Source organism: Xanthomonas protegens (assembly GCF_038442435.1).
In the GTDB taxonomy this organism is placed as follows: domain Bacteria; phylum Pseudomonadota; class Gammaproteobacteria; order Xanthomonadales; family Xanthomonadaceae; genus Xanthomonas_A; species Xanthomonas_A sontii.
In genome coordinates this window covers 51,428-69,447 of record NZ_JAQJCQ010000019.1, presented here as the reverse complement: position 1 = coordinate 69,447, position 18,020 = coordinate 51,428, and the positions used below count along the sequence as shown (strand labels likewise).

Genomic DNA, 18,020 nt, shown 5'->3' with positions numbered 1-18,020 from the left:
CCGTGGGGTGGGTTACTTGATCAACTTGTCTTGCCGCGGACTGATTTCGTTCTGCAGTTCCTTCTCGATCCCTTCGGCACGCTGCAGATCCTGCAGGTTCTCCGGCGAGGTCGGGCTGACGATGCGCGGGGTCACGAAGATCACCAGTTCGGTCTTGTTGCCACGGAAGCCATCGGAGCGGAACAGCTTGCCGAGGATCGGGATATCGCCGAGCAGCGGCAGCTTGTCCACGGCCTTGGAGGCTTCCCGATCGAGCAGACCGGAGATGACGATGGTCTGGCCGGCATTGACGTTCAGCTCGGTCTCCACGCGCCGGGTCAGGAAGCCGGGAACGCCCTGTACCGACACCGACGGATCGATCCGGCTGACCTCGGCCATGATCGAGGTATTCACCTGATTGGACGAGTTGACCGTCGGGTTGATGTTGAGGCGGATGCCGTATTCCTTGTACTCGATCTGGGTCTGGCCGAGGATCGACGGCACCACGATCGGCACTTCGCCACCGACCAGGAAGGTCGCGTTGCTGCCGCTCTTGGCGCTCAGCTTGGGCTGCGCCAGCACCCACGCCTTGCCGCGGCTCATCAGCAGGTTGATCTTCGAGGCGATGGTGGTGGCAATGCCGAAGTAGCCCTGCGGCCCGGGCAGCCTGGTAGGCAGCTGATCCTTGATGTCCTGGAAGGTCTGGTTGTTCTGCGGCAGCACGCGGAAGTAATTGTTCGTGGTCACGTCGCGGATCAGGCCGCCGATCGGACCATCGATGGTGCTGTCCCAGCGGATGCCCAGATCTTCGACCGAGTTCTTGTTGAACTCCATGATCGACACGTCCATCTGCACCATCGGCCGCATGCCCACCGGGTCGGCGCCGGCGAAGTTCAACACCTGCGGATAGATCTTCTGCAGCGCCTGGATCTTTGCCGTGGTCGCGGCGTCGACATCGTTGCCGGAAATCACCACGTTGGCGCCGATGGCCCGCACGGTGAGGCCCGGTGTATTGCCCAACAGCTCGCGCACGGTGTCCGCAGCGCCTTCGGACTTGCTGCCGCTCACCGTCACGTTGACGTCGCGCTGGCTGCCGTCGGCCATCCACAGGTGCACGTTGGTGTCACCGGGCTTGGTCCCGATCATGACAAGTTCGGATTTTCCAACCGAGAAAACGCTTAGCACGTCGCCGTCGCCGACCGCGATGCGGCGCAAGGCCCCGGGTACGCGCCGCACCACCGCTTCGCCGGCATAGATGCTTTGCGAGGACTGGATCAGCGGAGCGACGGAGGGTTTCTTGTCGCCTGCCAGGGCGCCGCCGCCGCCCGATGATGAGCCGCTGTTGCCCAGTTCCTGGATCTGCGATTCGACCGACTGCTTGAACTGGTCGACCTGACGCCCTTGCGCCATCAGCCGCGCCTGTTCCGCCGATGGAGCTTCCGCTGGCTGCCCGGCCGCTGGCACAGCGGCCTGCGCGGCCGGCCTTGCCGCTGCGGCAGGGGGTGGGGTCTGTTGCGCCGATGCGTTCCATCCCCCAATGCCTGCCAGCAGCAAGCCGGCCAACCATGGCGCCGATGTTCCGGCCTTGCTCCTGCAACGTGTTGCTTGCGTCATGCTTAACCCTTTCCGCCAATGATGAACTCAACGCGGCTGCTTCCGCTGCCCGTGTCCGCCGAATCGCCTGATCCCAGCGACCGCAACAATTGACTCTCGCTCATACCCGTTGCCGCGCCTGGCGATGTGTCTTTGATCTCGCGCAGCAGCACGCGCACTGCCCCAACCTTGGACGCAACGGCCAGCTGCTTGGCCTGGTATTGATCCAGCTCCAGGGTGACGCTGGAGAAACCGGCGGACGTGTTCGATTCCTCGCCTTCCTTCGGCGCCTGTGCCTCGCCGATGCGGCTGCCGGCCGCCAGCACCTTGATCTTCTGCAGCAGCGGGAACACCTGCGCGCCCGTGCCCTGGCCACCGTTGCCGCCTGTGGTGGCGTCCTTGACGAAGAAGATGTCGATCAGGTCGCCCGGCGCGATCATGCCCGAGATCGAATTGTTCTCGTCGACACTCATCGTGTAGGCAACCTTGCCCTTGGGAATCAGCCGCGAGAACTGGTCGTATAGCGGAACCAGGGCGCTGGCGCTCAAGGGCGCACCGCCGCGTGCTGGTGCGCGCAGCATCCTGCCTTCGAACTGGGTGTGGTTGTCGGGCGTGACCGCATCGGCCGGCGCGAATTCGGCCGGGATCGTACGCAGGGCCAGATCGCCGCCTTGCAGGATGGCACCCTGCGGCAGATCGTTCACCGGCACCGCGACGTCGACCATCGGCCGGTTGTCCTGAGTGCGTTCGGCGACCGTGGTGCGGATGTAGCTGACCGCGATGAAGGCGGCAAGGCCGGCCATGACCACTGCGATCAGGATGAAAAGAACGTTCTTGCTGAGTTTGGGTTTCTGCATTGAAGATGCGCCGTCGGCAGGTCATCGCGAAGGAAGGGAATCAACCAGCACGTCGGACGCCGAGATGGCGTAGACGAAGGCGGCATAGAGATCTTTCAGGGCTGTCACCACCTCGGTGATCAGGTCGGGCTTGGCGATCAGCACGATCACTAGCGCCATGACCACCACGGTATATTCGATCGTGGACTGGCCGCGCTGCAGGCGTCGGCCGAGCAGCGGAGGCGCGTTCATTCGACCACCGCCACGATCACGGTGCCGGTCTTTTCCCGGCTCGAGGTGACGGTGACGCGCTCGTCCCGCCGGGTGAAGCGGGAAACGCAATGCGGACTGCTTGCCGTACACGCCGATGACGAGTCGTCGCGGGCATAGCCCTGCCCGGCGAAGTGCCGTGAGTAGTACTGCTGGTTTTGCAGCGGTGTGTACTGGTTGAGCATGCTCAACGTCCTGACATGACGCGGGGTGTCCATGTAGACGATGTCCTCGGCGACCTGGGTGTCGGGCAGTCGGCCGAAGCCCTTGCCGACCCCATCGGCGGGGAGATCTTTTTTTGGCAGTTCCATCACCCCGATCTGCCCCTGTGTGCGCGTGGTGTCTCCACTCAACTCCACCGTGATGTAGTAGCCGTCCCTGGTCATGTGTCCAAGCACGGTCTTGTTGCCCATCGGCGTGGCCACGACGGTGTTGCCCCATTGCTTGCGGTAGAACTGCTCGATCTGTTGCGGTGACTGGGCGACGCGAAAGCGGCTGGCGCGCATCGCAATGCCGTTGTAGAGCATGTGATCGGACACGATCTCGCCCGTGGCCTGATCGGGGACCGGCACTTCCGGCCAGTCCAGCGCATGCACCGGTTCCGCAACAAAACCGGACAGGAGTGCGTAGAGTCCGCCAGTAAGCATGCGGTGGGAGAACCCTGCGTTCATGGCTTACTCGGCTTCAGCGGGTAGTCGGCCAGCTTGTCGGCAGGAACGACATCCGGTTCGATGGTGCCAATCTCCAGATCGCCGAGAGAACCCACCATCGGCAGAATCGGCTTCAATGGCTTCAGCGTATCGATGAGGGGATCCAGGCCCTGGAAGTAGGAGGCCGGCGCCAACGGTCGGACGGTGGCAATGACGCTGCGCGCACCGCTGCGTGGGCCAGAGGCATTCCAGGCATCGGTCAGCAGGGTCTGATGACGCTTATCGACCAGGTTGAGGTTGTCCAACGGTTCGAGGTAGCGCGCGGGTCGACCATCTGTGGTTTTCAGATCGCGATAGTTCAGCGTCACTTCCGCCGTGACGTAGCCGTTCCTATTTGGCGGGAAGGCGTTGTCGAAATAGTTCTTCGGCAGCACATTGGCTGCATCGTCGACGTAGCCGGGAGAGCCCTTGTTGGCGGTACGCGTGATCGACAGGTCGCGCTTTTCCAGCAGCTTCTGGTTCGAGAAGGTATTGAGCATCTGGTCGGAGAAGGACCCGCCGCTGGCACCGGACGCACGACTGGTGATCGGCGCATCGGCGTCCGCGAAATTGCGGTCCAATGCCTTGCTCTGCAGAGCTGCACGGCTGGGTGGCTGGTAATTTCTGGCCACGCTCGCTTCCCAGGCTGCATTGCGGGCCGCCTGCATCGCCATCTGCTTGCTGTGTCCCAGCTTGGCGACGACCGGGATCAGCAGAAACAGCGGCACCAGCACGGCGGCACAGACCGCCAGCTCCACCATCCCCTGTCCGCGCATCCTGCGCGCTGGTGCAAAGAGCGTCGTCTTCATCCTGCGTCTCCTAGTTTTCTTCCTTCCCACCCGCCACGTTGGAAGGAATCAGACCGCTGCCGAGGCTGAATGACTTGACCTGCAGCACGCAACCGTTGCCGCCCCGTAGCGGCTTGGCCTCCAGCGGAATGGCCTGTAGGTAGACGCCCACGGCGTCTATCGTGCAGCCGGCTGCATCGGCGGGCGATTCGGAAAAGCCCCACTTGCTTCCACCAGACCACATGCAGACCTCCTGCTTGCCGTTCTGCCAGCGAGTGCAGGGTTGGCCCTTGACCTGGCCTTCGCCCGTCAGTGTCCAGCCGGCGGCCTGAAAGGTCTGGCGGTCCTGTGCACGTGTGCTGCTGTCAATTGCCATGTACATGCCGTCGGCGTCTTCGACGGTATCTTTGTCCGTGTGTTCCTCAAGCTTGATCAAGCATGCTGTCTGTCCGCTGTCGCCGTCGGCACCCAGTGTCCAGCTGACTTGGTGAGCGAACTGGCGGTGCGCATCGATCATGATCTCGATTTCGCCCGTTCCCAGCTTGGCTTCCTCCTGTGGCGAAAGCGCGCGGGTCGGCATGACCGAGCCACGGCAGGCATCCAGCTTCGCCTGATAGTTCTTGCGCTGCAGATTCTCCCCTCCCAGAAGCGACTCCCAGGTCAGCACCACGTGCAGGGCAGGCAGCGACTTGACTCCGCTGACGGAAGACGAAGGGTCCTCGCCCGTGTCGCCGTCGGTCGCATCGTGCGACTTGCAGCCGCCGATAAACGCCAGAGATGCCACGCAAGAAAGCGCCATGATGCGGAATGGATTGAGCTTGAACATCATGGAGCAGCCACCAGGAGCGCGCGGTCGGAGTCGGGCGTTTCCACCAGGCGAGCCTGCCAGTAGGGGCTGAACATGCTGCCTTTCTCGAACTTGCTGTCGCCCTTACCCCAGACCGAGCGCCTAAAAGCAGCGAGTTCGTGGGGCCGGTTGAAATAGACCTGCGCGCTGGCCATCGCACGCAACTGGTTGCCGCGGGCTTGGTCCTTGAGCTGCATGCGTCCACTCCCGATCTTCAGCGCGGAACTGGTGCGAGCCTTGTCGACATCGGTGCCGACCTCGACGGTGTAAATCGGTCCGGCGTTTGCGCCGTCTGGCTGCTGCGAGTAGGCAGCCTTTACGTCCCGGTACTCCGGGCTCAGGCCGACCTTGTAATTGTTTAGAAACGCCTTGCTGCGGTTGAAGCTTTCCTTGACCGCGGGGTCGCCTTCGATGAGCGTTCCGGCGATGTCGGTGCGAGTGATTCCGTTGTAGGCCTCATAGGTATGGTTATCGTACGGCGATTTCCACCCTCGCCCATTATTCATGCCGGCGAAGAACCTCGGCATGCGGTTTCCCACCGCCTGGGTTCCTCCCCAGCCAAGCGGGAACTCGAAGAAGAAGAGCTTGAACTGGAATGTATCCACGGCCGACCAGCGATCGTATTCGACCATGTCGGTGCCGCCATTGTTGTTGAACACGCCCAGCGCCGTGCCGTTACGCGCGCGGGTGAAAGTGTCGCGCGACGCCATGACAACGTTGCGGTAGCGCTCGCCGCCAACGTTTGTGCTGTTCAGGCCCTTTCGCTTGCCAGGCGTATAGCTCTGGAGTTGGTCACCTGCGGAAATAACATTCTTCGCCAGCACGCCTTTGCCAACCAAGGTCAGGTCGGCGTCGGGAACATTGTCTTTCACCACTTTGCTGGCCATGGCGAAGACGTTGGCCTCCGAGGCGAAGTCGGCGAGGGCAAAATTGGCTGCTGTCGCATAGGACTGGTCGAGCGTTTGATCGAGAAAGACCATTTGTCCGTCGGCAAAGGCCAGAAAACCACTCCTGACGCCCTTAAGTGCAGTGTTGATCTGCTTCATTGCGCGACGGATGCCGTCCAACACCCTGCTGAGCGGGGGGATCCAGAACAGCACGATTTCGGCGGCCTCGACGAACTCTTCGAAGTGGACGGACGTCGAGTGGGCCATGGTCAGCCAGGAGTTCAGGCTCACGATCTGCGCGATCGCCACTTCGTTGGCGACGCGTCCACGATTCAGATAGGCGGCGAAATTGCGTGCGCGCGCCTGCTCGACGGCGATACTGTAGGCCGCGGCATCGGCGGCATTGGTGAGCTCGACCTTCTTGCTAACCACTTGCCCGGTGTTGAAGGTCACCAGCAGGCCCACGCAAAGCACAATCAGGAATACCAGCACCATCGGCATGGCTTGCCCCTGCATCCTGGAACGGACACAGGATGTCGCTGGTGCGACCATCGTGGTCGAGGGATTGGCGGCGATGATCACCATGCGGCTTCCTTCGGGCAATACCCCGCCAAAGGCACGACGCACGCGTCGGACCCTGCGGATTCCATGGGATTGGGTTGCTAGCTACTTTGCAGAAGCCTGCGTACGGCTTCTGGCGAGAGATCGGCAGCAGGCCACCATCTGCCCATGGCCGGGCAGATGGTGGCAAGGGCGTTACTTGTTGCCGTTGTAGGCGGCCATACCCTTGTCCTTGTCGGCCTGGCCCTGGGCCTTGTCTGCGCGCGTACCGGCGCGCTGGATCATCTGGTCCGCGTCCTTGCCGGACAATTCCTGCGCCATACCAGCGACCTGTGCGCGGACCGTACCGCCGAAGAACGTGAACACGCCGATCGCCGCGATCGCGATCAGGGCCACGATGATGATGTACTCGGTCATGCCTTGGCCTTGCTGTTTGCGGCCGAAGCGGATGGGCTTGCGTTGGATCTTCATCTGATTCCTCTCCTTGGCTCGATCGCCCAATCACCGGCAACACACAAGCGTGCCCCGCGGCAACGTGTGGCGACATGGGTTCATTAAGTGAAGTCGTTCACGGAGACGAAGCTGGTCTCCGGCCCGCGCTTTACGTCCAGTAAAGAGATGGTGTGTAGCGGACGTGTGCACTGTAGCGTCGGCTTATTGCCGTTACAAGAAAACTAGCGTTAATAAATTGGCGCTTAACTAGGTTTGCATCACATTATCGAGTCAAACTTTGGACGCGTGCGATCCCGTATGGAATATACAATTGTGAATTCGGTGCAGTCGCGCCGTGCGTACCGTCAGATTCGCGTGTGACGCGTAGCGGATATTCCGGCGGATGACACCGACTGCAATCCGGGACACGGCGTGTATCCGCCGCGACGCGGCGACTGGGGGCGCCGGTGCACTCAGGTCCCGGCACGCCGGATGCGACGGTCCTCGGTGCTTGCTGACGCGGTGCAAGGGCCGGATGCGCCCCGTGTCGCCTCGTCCACCAAGCAATGGCGCCGATGGCGAGAGGCTATGCGCCGTCCTCGCCGTGCCGTATTGGCGCAGCCCTTGGGCGACGCAAGATGTTCTCTGTGGCGACGCCGCCTGGCGTCGTGCCTCGGGTGGTATCAGCCGCCTGGAGGGTGAGGCGCCAGGGACGCTGGCGCGTCAGCTCCGCAACCCCACCCCGCGCCGCAGCAGCCACAGCGCCAGCGCCGCGAGCACCGCGACGGAGCCCAGCATCAGGCTGTAGGCCACCCACACCGGCACGTCGCTGCTGCCGAGCAGGCCGTAGCGGAAGGCGTTGACCATGTAGAAGATCGGGTTGGCGTGGGTGGCGGCCTCGGCCCAGCCGGGCAGCAGTTTGACCGAGTAGAACACGCCGCCCAGGTAGGTCAGCGGGGTCAGGATGAAGGTCGGCACGATCGCCACGTCGTCGAACTTCTTCGCGTAGACCGCGTTGATGAAGCCGGCCAGGGAGAAGATGGTCGCGCCCAGCAACACGGTGGTCAGGGTCACCAGCGGGTGCGGGATGCGCACCGGGGTGAAGAACATGGCGATGATCAGCACGATCACGCCGACCATCAGCCCGCGCAGCACCGCGCCGGCGACGTAGCCCCACAGGATCACCCAGTTGGGCATGGGGCTGACCAGCAGTTCCTCGACGTGGCGGCCGAACTTGGCGCCGAAAAAGCTGGAGCTGATGTTGCCGTAGCTGTTCTGGATCACGCTCATCATCACCAGGCCGGGGACGATGAACTGCATGTAGCTGTAGCCGCCCATGTCGCCCACGCGCGAGCCGATCAGGCCGCCGAAGATCAAGAAGTACAGGGTCATGGTGATCGCCGGCGGCACCAGGGTCTGGCCCCAGATGCGCAGGATGCGCTTGACCTCGCGGCGCACGATGGTGCCCAGCGCGACCCAGTTGCGCTGGGCGGGCGTGGCGTCGGAAACGGGAAGGGTGGAATCGGTCTGGGTGGTCATGGTCGTCGCCGTGGGGGCATCAGGGAGTGGCGGACGGCGTGGCCGTGCCGGTCGTGGCCGCAGCGGCATCGCGGTGCTCGCCGGTGAGGCGCACGAACAGTTCCTCCAGGCGATTGCTCTTGGTACGCATGGAGCGCACGCGGATGCCGGCGTCGCCCAGTGCGGCGAACACGCGGTTGAGGTCCATCGCCCGCGGCATGTCCAGGTCCAGGGTGTGCGCGTCCTGCGCCAGCAGGGTGGTGCCCTCGATCGCCGGCAACTGCGCCGGCAACTCGCCGTCGATGTCCAGCAAGAAGCCTTCCACGTCCAGCTTGGCCAGCAGGGCGCGCATCGGCCCCTGCTCGACGATGCGGCCGCGGTCGATGATCGCCAGGTTGCGGCACAGGCTCTCCGCTTCCTCCAGGTAGTGCGTGGTGAGGATGATGGTGGTGCCGGCGGCGTTGATCTCGCGCAGCACGCGCCACATGTCGCGGCGGATCTCGATGTCCACGCCGGCGGTGGGTTCGTCCAGGATCAGCAGGCGCGGCCGGGTCATCATCGCGCGGGCGATCATCAGCCGCCGCTTCATGCCGCCGGACAGGGTGCGGCTCATCACATGGGCCTTCTCCCACAGATGCGCGCGCTTGAGTTCCACTTCGGCCAGACGCTCGGCCTCGGCGCGCGGCATGCCGTAGAAGCCGGCGTAGTTGACCAGGATGTCGAAGGGTTTCTCGAACAGGTTGAAGTTGATCTCCTGCGGCACCAGGCCGATCAGGCGCATCGCCGCGCTGCGCTGGCTGCTCAGGTCGGTGCCGAACACCTCGACCTGGCCGGCGCTGAGGTTGACCAGCGAGCTGATGATGCCGATCAGGGTGGACTTGCCGGCGCCGTTGGGGCCGAGCAGGGCGAAGAAGTCGCCGGGCAGCACGTCCAGCGACACGCCATGCAGGGCCTGCACGCCGTTGTCGTAGGTCTTGCGCAGGTCGCGCACGCGCAGGGCGGGCGCCGGCGTCTGGGGAGAAAGAGCAGGTGCGGGAGTCAAGGCGGGCCTTCGCGCCGCATCGACGGCGCAGGAGAAGTGCAGCCGTTATTATAGAAGACCTCGTGGGGTCGCCCCCGGCCACAGACTGTTGCATCTCCGTGCCTGCCCAATTCCCGCTGAAACTGGTCGACCGCCACATGCTGGCCCCGGCCGTCGGCCACTATCGCTTCGTCCGCGATGATGGCCAACCTCTGCCGTTCGTGCCCGGCCAGTTCGTGCAGGTGCACTTCCACTATGCCGATGGCACCGCGACCAAGCGCAGCTACTCGCTGGCCACGCGTCACGATCCGGCGCAGCCGGCCGATGCCACCGTGGAGATCGCGGTCAGCTTCGTCGCCGGCGGCGCGGCGACCGCGCTGTTCGAAGGCCTGGAGATCGGCGGGCAGGTTTGCGCCAGCGGCCCGTACGGACGTTTCTGCCTGCAGCCGGGCGACAGCAACCGTCGCTATCTGCTGATCGCCACCGGCACCGGCGTCACGCCGTACCGCTCGATGCTGCCGCTGCTGGAAGCGGCGATGGCCGAGCGCGGCGTGGAAGTGGTGCTGCTGCTGGGGGCACGGACCCCGGCCGAGCTGCTGTACGGCGACGAATTCCGCGCCTTCGCCGATGCGCATCCCGGTTTCCGCTTCGTGCCGTGTTTCTCGCGCGAGTTGCCGGAGGCGCCGCATCCGGACGTGCGGCATGGCTACGTGCAGCAGTTCCTCGGCGAATTCGCGCCGCAGGCCGAAGGCGACATCGCCTACCTGTGCGGCAATCCGAACATGGTCGATGCCTGCTTCGATGCGCTGAAGGACGCCGGCCTCCCGGTGCAGCACATCCGCCGCGAGAAGTACGTCAGCAGCAAGTAGCGGCCGCTGTTGGCGCCGGACATCCCGCGTAGGCGCGGCTTCAGCCGCGATTGCTTCACTGGGAGGATTCGTCGGGGGTGAAGCGCGTGCTCCATAGGCACCGTGTGCGCTTCGCGCCCGTACCCTCACCCCAACCCCTCTCCCGGTGGGAGAGGGGCTCGTTGCGCCGGCTTGCCGGTGATTTCGCTTTGTCTGTAAAGGACGCTTGACAGCCGATCTTGGCGCGCGCATCCTCCTGTCAAGCGTGCTTGACAGGGGAAAGGTCGGCACGGCATACGCGGCAGCCGCGAGGGTGCCGGATCGGGGATCGGCTGAGTATCGGGGACAGGTGATGGGCAACTGCAGGCGCAACGCGATCGTGGTGCTGTGCGTGAGTCTGGCGCTGCTGGCGGCGGGGACCTGGCTGCCGCTCGGCGGCAGCGACTACCTGCGCGGGGTGTGCATGGGCGTCGGCATCGGCGGCCTGTTCATGGCGCTGCTGCTGTGGTGGTCGCGGGGCAGCCTGGCCGACAGCGCGCCGCGGGCGCTGGCGCGGCGCTACTACCGCGAGTTCTTCCCGCCGATGGGCGCCTACGTGGTGGTGATGCTGTTCTGGAAGCGCCTGCTCGACAGCGTGGACGTGCTGTGGCTGCGCGTGGTGGTCGCGCTGCTGCCGGCGCTGATGTTGGCGCTGGTGATCCGTGCGGTGGCGCGCTTCGTGCGCGACTCCGACGAACTGCAGCGGCGCATCGAGCTGGAGTCCATCGCCATCGCCGCCGGATTGACCTGTGGCGTCTACATGGCCGCCGGGTTCCTGCAGGCCGCGCAGGTCATCGCGCTGTCGGCCTCGAGCGCGATGCTGTGGGTGTTTCCCGCGCTGTGCATGACCTATGGGGTGGTCAAGGTCGCGAACGCGCGCCGCTACCAATGAACAGCCGGATCCGCGAGCTGCGCGAGGCGCACGGCTGGTCGCAGGGCGAACTGGGCGAGCGGCTGGGCGTGTCGCGTCAAACCATCAATGCGCTGGAGACCGGCAAATACGATCCGAGCCTGCCGCTGGCGTTCCGCATTGCGCGGTTGTTCGCGCACAGCATCGAGCAGGTGTTCCTGTTCGATGAGGGCGAGTAACCGCGCACTCCGTTCCATGCCCCACCGGGCACCGACGACGCCATGTTTCGGCATGGCATCCTGCAAGCCATGAACTCAAGGATGCGAACCATGCGACACCCATCCCGGCCGTTCGCCATCGCGGCGGCCACCCTGTTGCTCGCCGCCTGCCAGGCGGCCCAGGCACCGACGGCGCAGACGTCCGAACGCAGCTACGGCGCGCTGCGCTTCCATCCGTGCACGCTGACCAATCCGGTGGCGTCCAACAACGTCGCGGCGCAGTGCACGCGCATGGCCGTGGCGGAGAATCCGGCGGCGCCGAATGGCCGCAAGATCGAACTCAACATCGCCTGGCTGCCGGTCACCGGCGAGGGCGGCAGCGACCCGGATCCGGTGTTTTTCCTGGCCGGCGGTCCCGGCCAGGCCGCCACCCAGGTCGCCAGCATCGTCGACATGGCGCTGCGCGAGACCCGCAAGCGCCGCGACGTGTTCCTGATCGACCAGCGCGGCACCGGCCAATCCAACCCGCTGAGCTGCCTGGGGCCGGACGGCAAGGACATGCCGCTGGCCGATCCGGCGCGCGCGCCCACCGCCGCCGAACTGGTCGACTACGCCCGCCGCTGCGCGCATTCGCTGCAGGGTCGTGCCGATCCACGCTACTACACCACTACCCAGGCGATCGGCGACCTGGATGCGGTGCGCGCCGCGCTGGGCGTGGACAAGATCAACCTGATCGGCGGTTCCTACGGCACCCGCGTCGCCCAGCAGTACGCGCGTCGCTATGCGCCGCACGTGCGCAGCGTGGTCATCGATGGCGTGGCGCCGAACGACCTGGTGGTCGGCGGCGAATTCGCCACGACCTTCGAGGACGCGATCGCGCTCCAGGCTGAGCAGTGCAAGGCCGACCCGGCCTGCGCCAAGCGCTTCCCCACCGATACCCGCGCGCAGTTGCGGGCGGTGGTGGAGCGGCTGCGGCAGGCGCCGGTGGAGGTGGACTACCGCGATCCGGCCAGCGGTGAAAGTCGCCACGACCGCGTCACCGCCGACACCGTCACCAGCCTGGCGTTCTCGTTCTCCTACGCGCCGCAGACCGCGTCGCTGCTGCCGCTGGTGCTGGACGAAGCGGCCAACGGCCGCTACGGGCCGCTGATGTCGCTGGCAAAGATGATGGGCGGGCAACTGGACGGGCAGATGAATCGCGGCATGCAGTGGTCGGTGATCTGCGCCGAGGATGCCGACCGCTATCGCGCGCCGCAAACCCACGACACGCTGCTCGGCCCGGAGGTGGCGCAGATGTTCTTCGCCGCCTGCCCGGCCTGGCCGACCGGCACGCGGCCGGCGGACTTCACCGCGCCGTTCACCTCCACCTTGCCGGTGCTGCTGACCTCCGGCCAGTTGGATCCGGTGACGCCGCCACGCTATGCCGAGCGCGTACTCAAGGGCCTGCCCAACGGCCGCCACCTGGTGGTGCGCGGCCAGGGCCACGGCACCATGACCCTGGGTTGCATGCCCAAGCTGCTCGGCCAGTTCTTCGAGACCGCCGATGCCAAGCACCTCGATGCCACCTGCCTGGACGCGATGAGCGGCGTGCCGGCCTTCACTTCATTCAACGGATGGGAACCATGAGCTGCGCAGCGTTCGACAGGGAGGGGCGGGCATGATCGTCGCCGACAATCTGCACAAGGCATTCAAGACCCGCGCCGGCGCCGTGCAGGCCGTGCAAGGGGTCAGCTTCCAGGCTGCCGACGGCCAGATCACCGGCCTGCTCGGTCCCAACGGCGCCGGCAAGACCACCACCTTGCGCATGCTGTACACGCTGATGGCGCCGGACCAGGGCCAGGTGCGCGTGGACGGCGTCGACGTGGGTCAGGATCCGATGGCGGTGCGGCGCGCGCTGGGCGTGCTGCCGGATGCGCGCGGGGTGTACAAGCGGCTGACCGCACGCGAGAACATCGCCTACTTCGGCGAGCTGCACGGGCTGTCGGCGGCACGCATCGCCGAGCGCACCCGGTTGCTGTCGAAGGCGCTGGACATGGACGACATCCTCGACCGCCAGACCGAAGGGTTCAGCCAGGGCCAGCGCACCAAGACCGCGATCGCCCGCGCGCTGGTCCACGACCCGCGCAACGTGATCCTGGACGAACCCACCAACGGCCTGGACGTGATGACCACGCGCGCATTGCGCGGCTTCCTGCGCGAGCTGCGCGAGGAAGGGCGTTGCGTGATCTTCTCCAGCCACATCATGCAGGAGGTGGCGGCGCTGTGCGATCGCATCGTCATCATCGCCAAGGGCACGGTGGTGGCCGCCGGTACCGCCGATGAACTGCGCGCCCTCACCGGCGAACCCAATCTGGAAGACGCCTTCGTCAAGGCGATCGGCAGCGACGAGGGACTGCACGCATGAGCCTGCTCCGTACCGTATTCACCGTGATGCGCAAGGAATTGCGCGACCTCTCGCGCGATCGCCGCACCCTGGCGCTGGCGTTGCTGCTGGGCCCGCTGCTGTATCCGGCGCTGATCCTGGGCATGGGCGCGCTGGCCGAGAGCCGGGTGCGCACCCAGATCGACAAGCCGCTGGACATTCCGGTGATCGGCCGCGAACGTGCGCCGAACCTGGTCGCCTTCCTCGCCGCGCAGGGCCTGAACGCGGTCGCGCCGCCGAAGGACCTGACCGGCGCGATCCGCAGCCAGGACGTGGATCTTGCGCTGAAGATCGACGAGGACTACGCCAACGCCTGGCACGAAGGACGCCCGGCGCTGGTGGAGATCATCAAGGACAGCACCCGCCGCGATGCCGACATCCCGACCCAGCGGGTGCAGGCCGCGCTGGGCATGTACGGCCAGCAGGTCGGTGCCTTGCGCCTGCTGGCGCGCGGCATAGATTCGCAGGTATCGCGGCCGCTGGATGTGGCACTGCAGGACCTGGCCACACCCGAGGCCAAGCGTGGCGCGTTGCTGGCGATGCTGCTGCCGGTGCTGCTGACCATCACCTCGTTCATCGGCGGCGCGTACCTGATCCTCGACGCCACCGCCGGCGAACGCGAGCGGCAATCGCTGGAGCCGCTGCTGGCCACGCCGGCCTCGCGCAGCGCCATCGTCAGCGGCAAGATCACCGCCGCCTGCGTGGTCGGCCTGGTCTCGCTGCTGCTGACCCTGCTCGCGTTCAAGCTCAGCGCGCAGGTGGCCAGCGGCATCGGCCGCCAGCTCAACGTCAGTTTCGTGGCGATGCTGCAGATGCTGTTCGTGCTGCTGCCGATGCTGTTCATCGGCACGTCGCTGCTGACCTATCTGGCGGCCGCGGCCAAGAGCATGAAGGAAGCGCAGAGCCACATGACCTGGCTGATGCTGCTGCCGATGCTGCCGGGCTATGCGTTGATGGTGTATCCGCTGAAGACCACGCTGTGGCAGTTCGCGGTGCCGTTCCTGGCGCAGAACCAGATGTTGATGAAGATCATCCGCCGCGAAACGATCGATCCGCAGATCTGGGCGGTGTACCTGATCACCGGCTTCGGCCTGGCCGCGGTGCTGTGGCTGGCGGCGGTGCGCCGCTACCGGCAGGAACAGCTGGCGATCTCCGGCTGAGCAGGCGGCAGCGCGCGGGCCGGGTCCGCGCGCTGCACGCCCGTCGTCGCGGGGCCGCGCAGGAAACGCGATCGTGATGCACACTCGCTGCGCGCGCAGCGGAGTTGTCCGTCTTGCCGATGCTTCCTCCGCAGCGAGCCTTTGCATGTCTCCAGATCCACACGATGTCCCAGCAATGATGGCCGCCGGCGCCAGGCGCCTGCTGGTGCTGGGCGAGGCGCGCATCCTGCAGCCAGGGAGGGTGCGCTGGCTGCGGGCGCTGCTCTGGGCGATCGCGTTGCTGGCGCTGATGATCGTCGTGGCGACGGCGGTGCCGCTGCTGTGCGCCAGGCTGCTTCCGCCGGGCGCGGATCGGCTCGCGCCGTATGCGACGGCGCTGACGGCCGCCGTGCTCTACGCAATCGTGGTACGCCTGGGCGAGCGGCGCTGGCCGGCGGAACTCGCCTGGCGCGCCGCGCCCCTGCAGTTGGGCGTGGGGCTGCTGTTGGGTGCGGCTATGTTCGCGGCGGTGATGGCGATCATGGCGGCGTTCGGCGTCTACGCGATCCGCTGGACCGGGCCGGCGCCGGTGTGGGCGCCGCTCGGCAGGGCGCTGCAGGCCGGCGTGGTGGAAGAACTGATGCTGCGCGCGATCCTGTTGCGATTGCTGTGGCGTGCGTTCGGGCCATGGCTGGCATTCGCACTGTCGGCGCTGCTGTTCGGCCTGGCCCACCTCGGCAATCCGAACGCGAGCGTGTTCGCCGCGCTCTGCATCGCGGTGGAGGCGGGCGTCATGCTGGGCGCCTTCTACGTGCTCAGCGGCCGGCTCTGGGTCTCCATCGGCGTGCATGCGGCCTGGAACTTCACCCAGGGCTACCTGTTGGGCGCGGCGGTATCGGGGACCGACATGGGGCCGGCACTCGCGCGCAGCACGGCGCAGGCCGGGGTGCCGGACTGGTTGAGCGGTGGCGCGTTCGGCCCGGAGGCCTCGCTGCCCGGCTTGCTGGTGTGCACGGTGGTGGGTGCGATCGCGACCTGGATGGCCTGGCGCAAGGGGCGCTTCGGCGTCTCCGCGCGCAGTGCGGGCATGACACCGACGTCCTGATCGCGCCGGTCGAAGTGGTTCGGTCGGCGCGATGTTGCGCCTGCGCCTTCGCTGCGCGCCCGGCAGCCGCCGGGCACGCACGTGTCATCGTTGGACTCAGCCGCCGGGATTGAACGCCAGCGTGCGGCGGGTGGTCACCGGCGCGCTGACGGGTTCGAAGCGCCAGCGCTTGGTGGCGTTCAAGGCCTCGCGATCGAACACTCGCGGCGGCGTGGAGCGCAGCACGCGGGCATTGGTGACCGCGCCGTCGGTGCCGACGGTGATCTCCACCAGCACTTCGCCCGCGGTGCCCGAGCGCAGTGCTTCGGGCGGATAGCGCGGCGCCGGGGTGCTGATCGGACGCAGCGTCTGTGCGGTGGCGGCAGCGGCCGGCGTGGCCGCGGGGGCGGCCGCCGGTGCCGGCGTCGGTTGCGTGGTGGCGGCGGGCGTGGCGGGGCGCGCGGCGGCCTGGCGTTCGGCCTCCTGGCGTGCGCTCTCGCGGCGCGCGGCCTCCTGCTGTGCGGCGATCTGCTGCGCCGCCTGCGCCTCACTGGCCTGCTGCTGCGCCTGCTTCTGCTGCTCGGCCGCCAGCTTGGCCTTCTGCTCGGCGTCCTTCTTGGCCTTGTCGGTCTCGTCCTGGCTGCGCTGGGCCACGGCCTCCATGCCCTTGCTCACGCCCTGCTTGAGCCGCGGCAGCGCCGGCGCCTGCGGATCCATCTTCTCGATCAGCCCGATCAGGCGCTGGGCTTCCGGGAAGTCCTCGCGGTTGATGCTCTGTTCGGCGGCGATCAGCGTATACGGCATCAGGTCGGTCAGCGCGCTCTTGACCCCGGCGTCGTCGGGTTGCTTGTCGCGCAACGCCAGGTAGTACTCGACCGCGTTGTTGCCGGCCGGTGCGTACATCCGGTTCTCGCGCAGCGCCTGGCTGGCCGAGTCGTGCAACTGTTCGGTGCCCATCGACTGCACCTTGGCCGAGACCGCCGGCGGTGCCGGTGCGTTGGCCGCGGCGGTGGCCGGTGCAGCGCTGGGTGGTGCGGCCTCTTCCTGCTTGGAGCAGGCCGCCAGCGCGGCCAGCAACAGGATCGGCGCGACCTGGCGCGCCTTGGCGAGTGTGGTGAGTTGCGACATGCGTCCCCCTGAATCCCCGGTGTTGGCAATCAACGATGCGACGGCGGTGCGTTCGCGGTGCTGCGGCCCCCATGCCGCCAGCGCACCCCATCGGTCAATCTAGCATCCGCGGCCGCCGCGTGCGTGGCAGCCGCTGCCATGCGGCAAAAAGCGTGACGCGGCGCGCGCCGGTCAATGCGCCGGCCGCGCCGGCGCGGACGCGGACATGATCCGGTCGGTCCAGGCGATGCCGATCGCCGACAGGATGAAGATGCCATGGATGATGGTCTGCCACAGCACGCCGGTGGCGGTCAGCGTCGCGCAGCTCTTCAGGTCCACCGTCCCCACGGCGCTGGCCAGTTGTTCCGGCGAGCACATCGGCATGCCGCCGAGCGCGCCGACCGCGATGAAGGTCTTGAGCAGGTGGATCGAGGAGATGCCGATGATCGACAGCGCCAGCTTGACCTTGAGCACGCTGGCGTTGACGTGGCTCAGCCACTCCGGCTGGTCCGGATGGCCTTCCAGGCCCAGCCGCGACACGAAGGTCTCGTAGCCGCCGACGATCACCATCACCAGCAGGTTGGAGATCATCACCACGTCGATCAGGCCGAGCACGATCAGCATGATCTGCTGCTCGCCCAGGCTCGGCGCCTCGTGGATCAGGTGCCACAGCTCCTTGCCGAACAGGAACACGTAGACGCCCTGGGCCACGATCAGTCCCAGGTACAGCGGCAACTGCAGCCAGCGCGAGGCGAAGATCAGGTTGGACAGGGGATGCAGGCGGGGCCGCTCTGGAGTCATGGCGTGGTCTGGAATGCTGCGTTGCGGGAGCGGCCAGGGTACCCGGCCGGCGATGACGCTGCCAAGCCGGGGGGCGCCGCTACACTCGGGC

Annotated in this window: 19 protein-coding genes; 7 read left to right on the top strand and 12 right to left on the bottom strand. The window is 66.4% G+C overall.

Annotated features, from left to right (window positions below):
• Positions 1 to 12 precede the first annotated feature (12 nt).
• From PIQ37_RS18515 to PIQ37_RS18470, 10 genes are all read right to left on the bottom strand, one after another.
• On the bottom strand, positions 13 to 1,389 hold the full coding sequence (locus PIQ37_RS18515) for a type II and III secretion system protein family protein (RefSeq protein WP_342074580.1): 1,377 nt from the start codon (positions 1,387 to 1,389) through the stop codon (positions 13 to 15).
• 206 nt (positions 1,390 to 1,595) lie between these two features.
• On the bottom strand, positions 1,596 to 2,429 hold the full coding sequence (cpaB, locus tag PIQ37_RS18510; protein WP_342074579.1) for a Flp pilus assembly protein CpaB: 834 nt from the start codon (positions 2,427 to 2,429) through the stop codon (positions 1,596 to 1,598).
• Positions 2,430 to 2,450: 21 nt separating this feature from the next.
• On the bottom strand, positions 2,451 to 2,660 hold the full coding sequence (locus tag PIQ37_RS18505; protein ID WP_153751785.1) for a hypothetical protein: 210 nt from the start codon (positions 2,658 to 2,660) through the stop codon (positions 2,451 to 2,453).
• A complete protein-coding gene (locus PIQ37_RS18500; protein ID WP_342074578.1) occupies positions 2,657 to 3,349 on the bottom strand; it encodes a hypothetical protein in 693 nt (230 codons plus the stop codon). Before PIQ37_RS18500 ends, PIQ37_RS18505 begins: the two co-directional genes overlap by 4 nt.
• Complete coding sequence (locus tag PIQ37_RS18495; RefSeq protein ID WP_342074577.1) at positions 3,346 to 4,176, bottom strand: TadE family protein; 831 nt, start codon at positions 4,174 to 4,176, stop codon at positions 3,346 to 3,348. Before PIQ37_RS18495 ends, PIQ37_RS18500 begins: the two co-directional genes overlap by 4 nt.
• A 10-nt stretch (positions 4,177 to 4,186) precedes the next feature.
• Positions 4,187 to 4,984, bottom strand: coding sequence for a hypothetical protein (locus PIQ37_RS18490; protein ID WP_342074576.1), 798 nt, complete (start codon positions 4,982 to 4,984; stop codon positions 4,187 to 4,189).
• The gene (locus tag PIQ37_RS18485) at positions 4,981 to 6,474 is read right to left on the bottom strand and encodes a pilus assembly protein TadG-related protein (protein WP_342074575.1); all 1,494 of its coding nucleotides are present in this window, start codon (positions 6,472 to 6,474) and stop codon (positions 4,981 to 4,983) included. The genes PIQ37_RS18490 and PIQ37_RS18485 overlap by 4 nt, the downstream gene beginning before the upstream one ends.
• Before the next feature lie 171 nt (positions 6,475 to 6,645).
• Complete coding sequence (locus tag PIQ37_RS18480; protein ID WP_152182379.1) at positions 6,646 to 6,921, bottom strand: pilus assembly protein; 276 nt, start codon at positions 6,919 to 6,921, stop codon at positions 6,646 to 6,648.
• Positions 6,922 to 7,605: 684 nt separating this feature from the next.
• Positions 7,606 to 8,421 (bottom strand): ABC transporter permease, encoded by an 816-nt coding sequence (locus PIQ37_RS18475; protein WP_342074574.1) that lies wholly within the window; start codon positions 8,419 to 8,421, stop codon positions 7,606 to 7,608.
• Between the two features lie 19 nt (positions 8,422 to 8,440).
• Positions 8,441 to 9,442 (bottom strand): ABC transporter ATP-binding protein, encoded by a 1,002-nt coding sequence (locus PIQ37_RS18470; protein ID WP_342074573.1) that lies wholly within the window; start codon positions 9,440 to 9,442, stop codon positions 8,441 to 8,443.
• Between the two features lie 137 nt (positions 9,443 to 9,579).
• Here PIQ37_RS18470 and PIQ37_RS18465 point away from each other — a divergent pair, with 137 nt between their 5' ends.
• From PIQ37_RS18465 to PIQ37_RS18435, 7 genes are all read left to right on the top strand, one after another.
• The gene (locus PIQ37_RS18465) at positions 9,580 to 10,290 is read left to right on the top strand and encodes an FAD-binding oxidoreductase (protein WP_342074597.1); all 711 of its coding nucleotides are present in this window, start codon (positions 9,580 to 9,582) and stop codon (positions 10,288 to 10,290) included.
• A gap of 331 nt (positions 10,291 to 10,621) precedes the next feature.
• A complete protein-coding gene (locus tag PIQ37_RS18460; RefSeq protein WP_342074572.1) occupies positions 10,622 to 11,200 on the top strand; it encodes a hypothetical protein in 579 nt (192 codons plus the stop codon).
• Positions 11,197 to 11,397 (top strand): helix-turn-helix transcriptional regulator, encoded by a 201-nt coding sequence (locus PIQ37_RS18455; RefSeq protein ID WP_017908434.1) that lies wholly within the window; start codon positions 11,197 to 11,199, stop codon positions 11,395 to 11,397. Before PIQ37_RS18460 ends, PIQ37_RS18455 begins: the two co-directional genes overlap by 4 nt.
• Before the next feature lie 90 nt (positions 11,398 to 11,487).
• Complete coding sequence (locus PIQ37_RS18450) at positions 11,488 to 13,002, top strand: alpha/beta hydrolase (RefSeq protein ID WP_342074571.1); 1,515 nt, start codon at positions 11,488 to 11,490, stop codon at positions 13,000 to 13,002.
• Positions 13,003 to 13,033: 31 nt separating this feature from the next.
• Complete coding sequence (locus tag PIQ37_RS18445; RefSeq protein WP_017908432.1) at positions 13,034 to 13,780, top strand: ABC transporter ATP-binding protein; 747 nt, start codon at positions 13,034 to 13,036, stop codon at positions 13,778 to 13,780.
• A complete protein-coding gene (locus PIQ37_RS18440) occupies positions 13,777 to 14,958 on the top strand; it encodes an ABC transporter permease (protein WP_342074570.1) in 1,182 nt (393 codons plus the stop codon). Before PIQ37_RS18445 ends, PIQ37_RS18440 begins: the two co-directional genes overlap by 4 nt.
• A gap of 175 nt (positions 14,959 to 15,133) precedes the next feature.
• Positions 15,134 to 16,042, top strand: a complete 909-nt coding sequence (locus PIQ37_RS18435) for a CPBP family intramembrane glutamic endopeptidase (RefSeq protein ID WP_342074569.1) — start codon at positions 15,134 to 15,136, stop codon at positions 16,040 to 16,042.
• 96 nt (positions 16,043 to 16,138) lie between these two features.
• Here PIQ37_RS18435 and PIQ37_RS18430 read toward each other — a convergent pair whose 3' ends face one another.
• Both PIQ37_RS18430 and PIQ37_RS18425 read right to left on the bottom strand, forming a co-directional pair.
• Positions 16,139 to 17,149, bottom strand: a complete 1,011-nt coding sequence (locus tag PIQ37_RS18430; RefSeq protein ID WP_342074568.1) for an energy transducer TonB — start codon at positions 17,147 to 17,149, stop codon at positions 16,139 to 16,141.
• 171 nt (positions 17,150 to 17,320) lie between these two features.
• Complete coding sequence (locus PIQ37_RS18425) at positions 17,321 to 17,929, bottom strand: TIGR00645 family protein (protein ID WP_017908501.1); 609 nt, start codon at positions 17,927 to 17,929, stop codon at positions 17,321 to 17,323.
• Positions 17,930 to 18,020: the final 91 nt, after the last annotated feature.

What these genes read in the sequence shown, in the direction of transcription:
- PIQ37_RS18515 (WP_342074580.1), bottom strand. Translation starts at nt 1,389, where the DNA reads ATGGCGCAAGGGCGTCAGGTCGACCAGTTCAAGCAGTCGGTCGAATCG.
- cpaB (WP_342074579.1), bottom strand. Translation starts at nt 2,429, where the DNA reads ATGCAGAAACCCAAACTCAGCAAGAACGTTCTTTTCATCCTGATCGCA.
- PIQ37_RS18505 (WP_153751785.1), bottom strand. Translation starts at nt 2,660, where the DNA reads ATGAACGCGCCTCCGCTGCTCGGCCGACGCCTGCAGCGCGGCCAGTCC.
- PIQ37_RS18500 (WP_342074578.1), bottom strand. Translation starts at nt 3,349, where the DNA reads ATGAACGCAGGGTTCTCCCACCGCATGCTTACTGGCGGACTCTACGCA.
- PIQ37_RS18495 (WP_342074577.1), bottom strand. Translation starts at nt 4,176, where the DNA reads ATGAAGACGACGCTCTTTGCACCAGCGCGCAGGATGCGCGGACAGGGG.
- PIQ37_RS18490 (WP_342074576.1), bottom strand. Translation starts at nt 4,984, where the DNA reads ATGATGTTCAAGCTCAATCCATTCCGCATCATGGCGCTTTCTTGCGTG.
- PIQ37_RS18485 (WP_342074575.1), bottom strand. Translation starts at nt 6,474, where the DNA reads ATGGTGATCATCGCCGCCAATCCCTCGACCACGATGGTCGCACCAGCG.
- PIQ37_RS18480 (WP_152182379.1), bottom strand. Translation starts at nt 6,921, where the DNA reads ATGAAGATCCAACGCAAGCCCATCCGCTTCGGCCGCAAACAGCAAGGC.
- PIQ37_RS18475 (WP_342074574.1), bottom strand. Translation starts at nt 8,421, where the DNA reads ATGACCACCCAGACCGATTCCACCCTTCCCGTTTCCGACGCCACGCCC.
- PIQ37_RS18465 (WP_342074597.1), top strand. Translation starts at nt 9,580, where the DNA reads ATGCTGGCCCCGGCCGTCGGCCACTATCGCTTCGTCCGCGATGATGGC.
- PIQ37_RS18460 (WP_342074572.1), top strand. Translation starts at nt 10,622, where the DNA reads ATGGGCAACTGCAGGCGCAACGCGATCGTGGTGCTGTGCGTGAGTCTG.
- PIQ37_RS18455 (WP_017908434.1), top strand. Translation starts at nt 11,197, where the DNA reads ATGAACAGCCGGATCCGCGAGCTGCGCGAGGCGCACGGCTGGTCGCAG.
- PIQ37_RS18450 (WP_342074571.1), top strand. Translation starts at nt 11,488, where the DNA reads ATGCGACACCCATCCCGGCCGTTCGCCATCGCGGCGGCCACCCTGTTG.
- PIQ37_RS18445 (WP_017908432.1), top strand. Translation starts at nt 13,034, where the DNA reads ATGATCGTCGCCGACAATCTGCACAAGGCATTCAAGACCCGCGCCGGC.
- PIQ37_RS18440 (WP_342074570.1), top strand. Translation starts at nt 13,777, where the DNA reads ATGAGCCTGCTCCGTACCGTATTCACCGTGATGCGCAAGGAATTGCGC.
- PIQ37_RS18435 (WP_342074569.1), top strand. Translation starts at nt 15,134, where the DNA reads ATGATGGCCGCCGGCGCCAGGCGCCTGCTGGTGCTGGGCGAGGCGCGC.
- PIQ37_RS18430 (WP_342074568.1), bottom strand. Translation starts at nt 17,149, where the DNA reads ATGTCGCAACTCACCACACTCGCCAAGGCGCGCCAGGTCGCGCCGATC.
- PIQ37_RS18425 (WP_017908501.1), bottom strand. Translation starts at nt 17,929, where the DNA reads ATGACTCCAGAGCGGCCCCGCCTGCATCCCCTGTCCAACCTGATCTTC.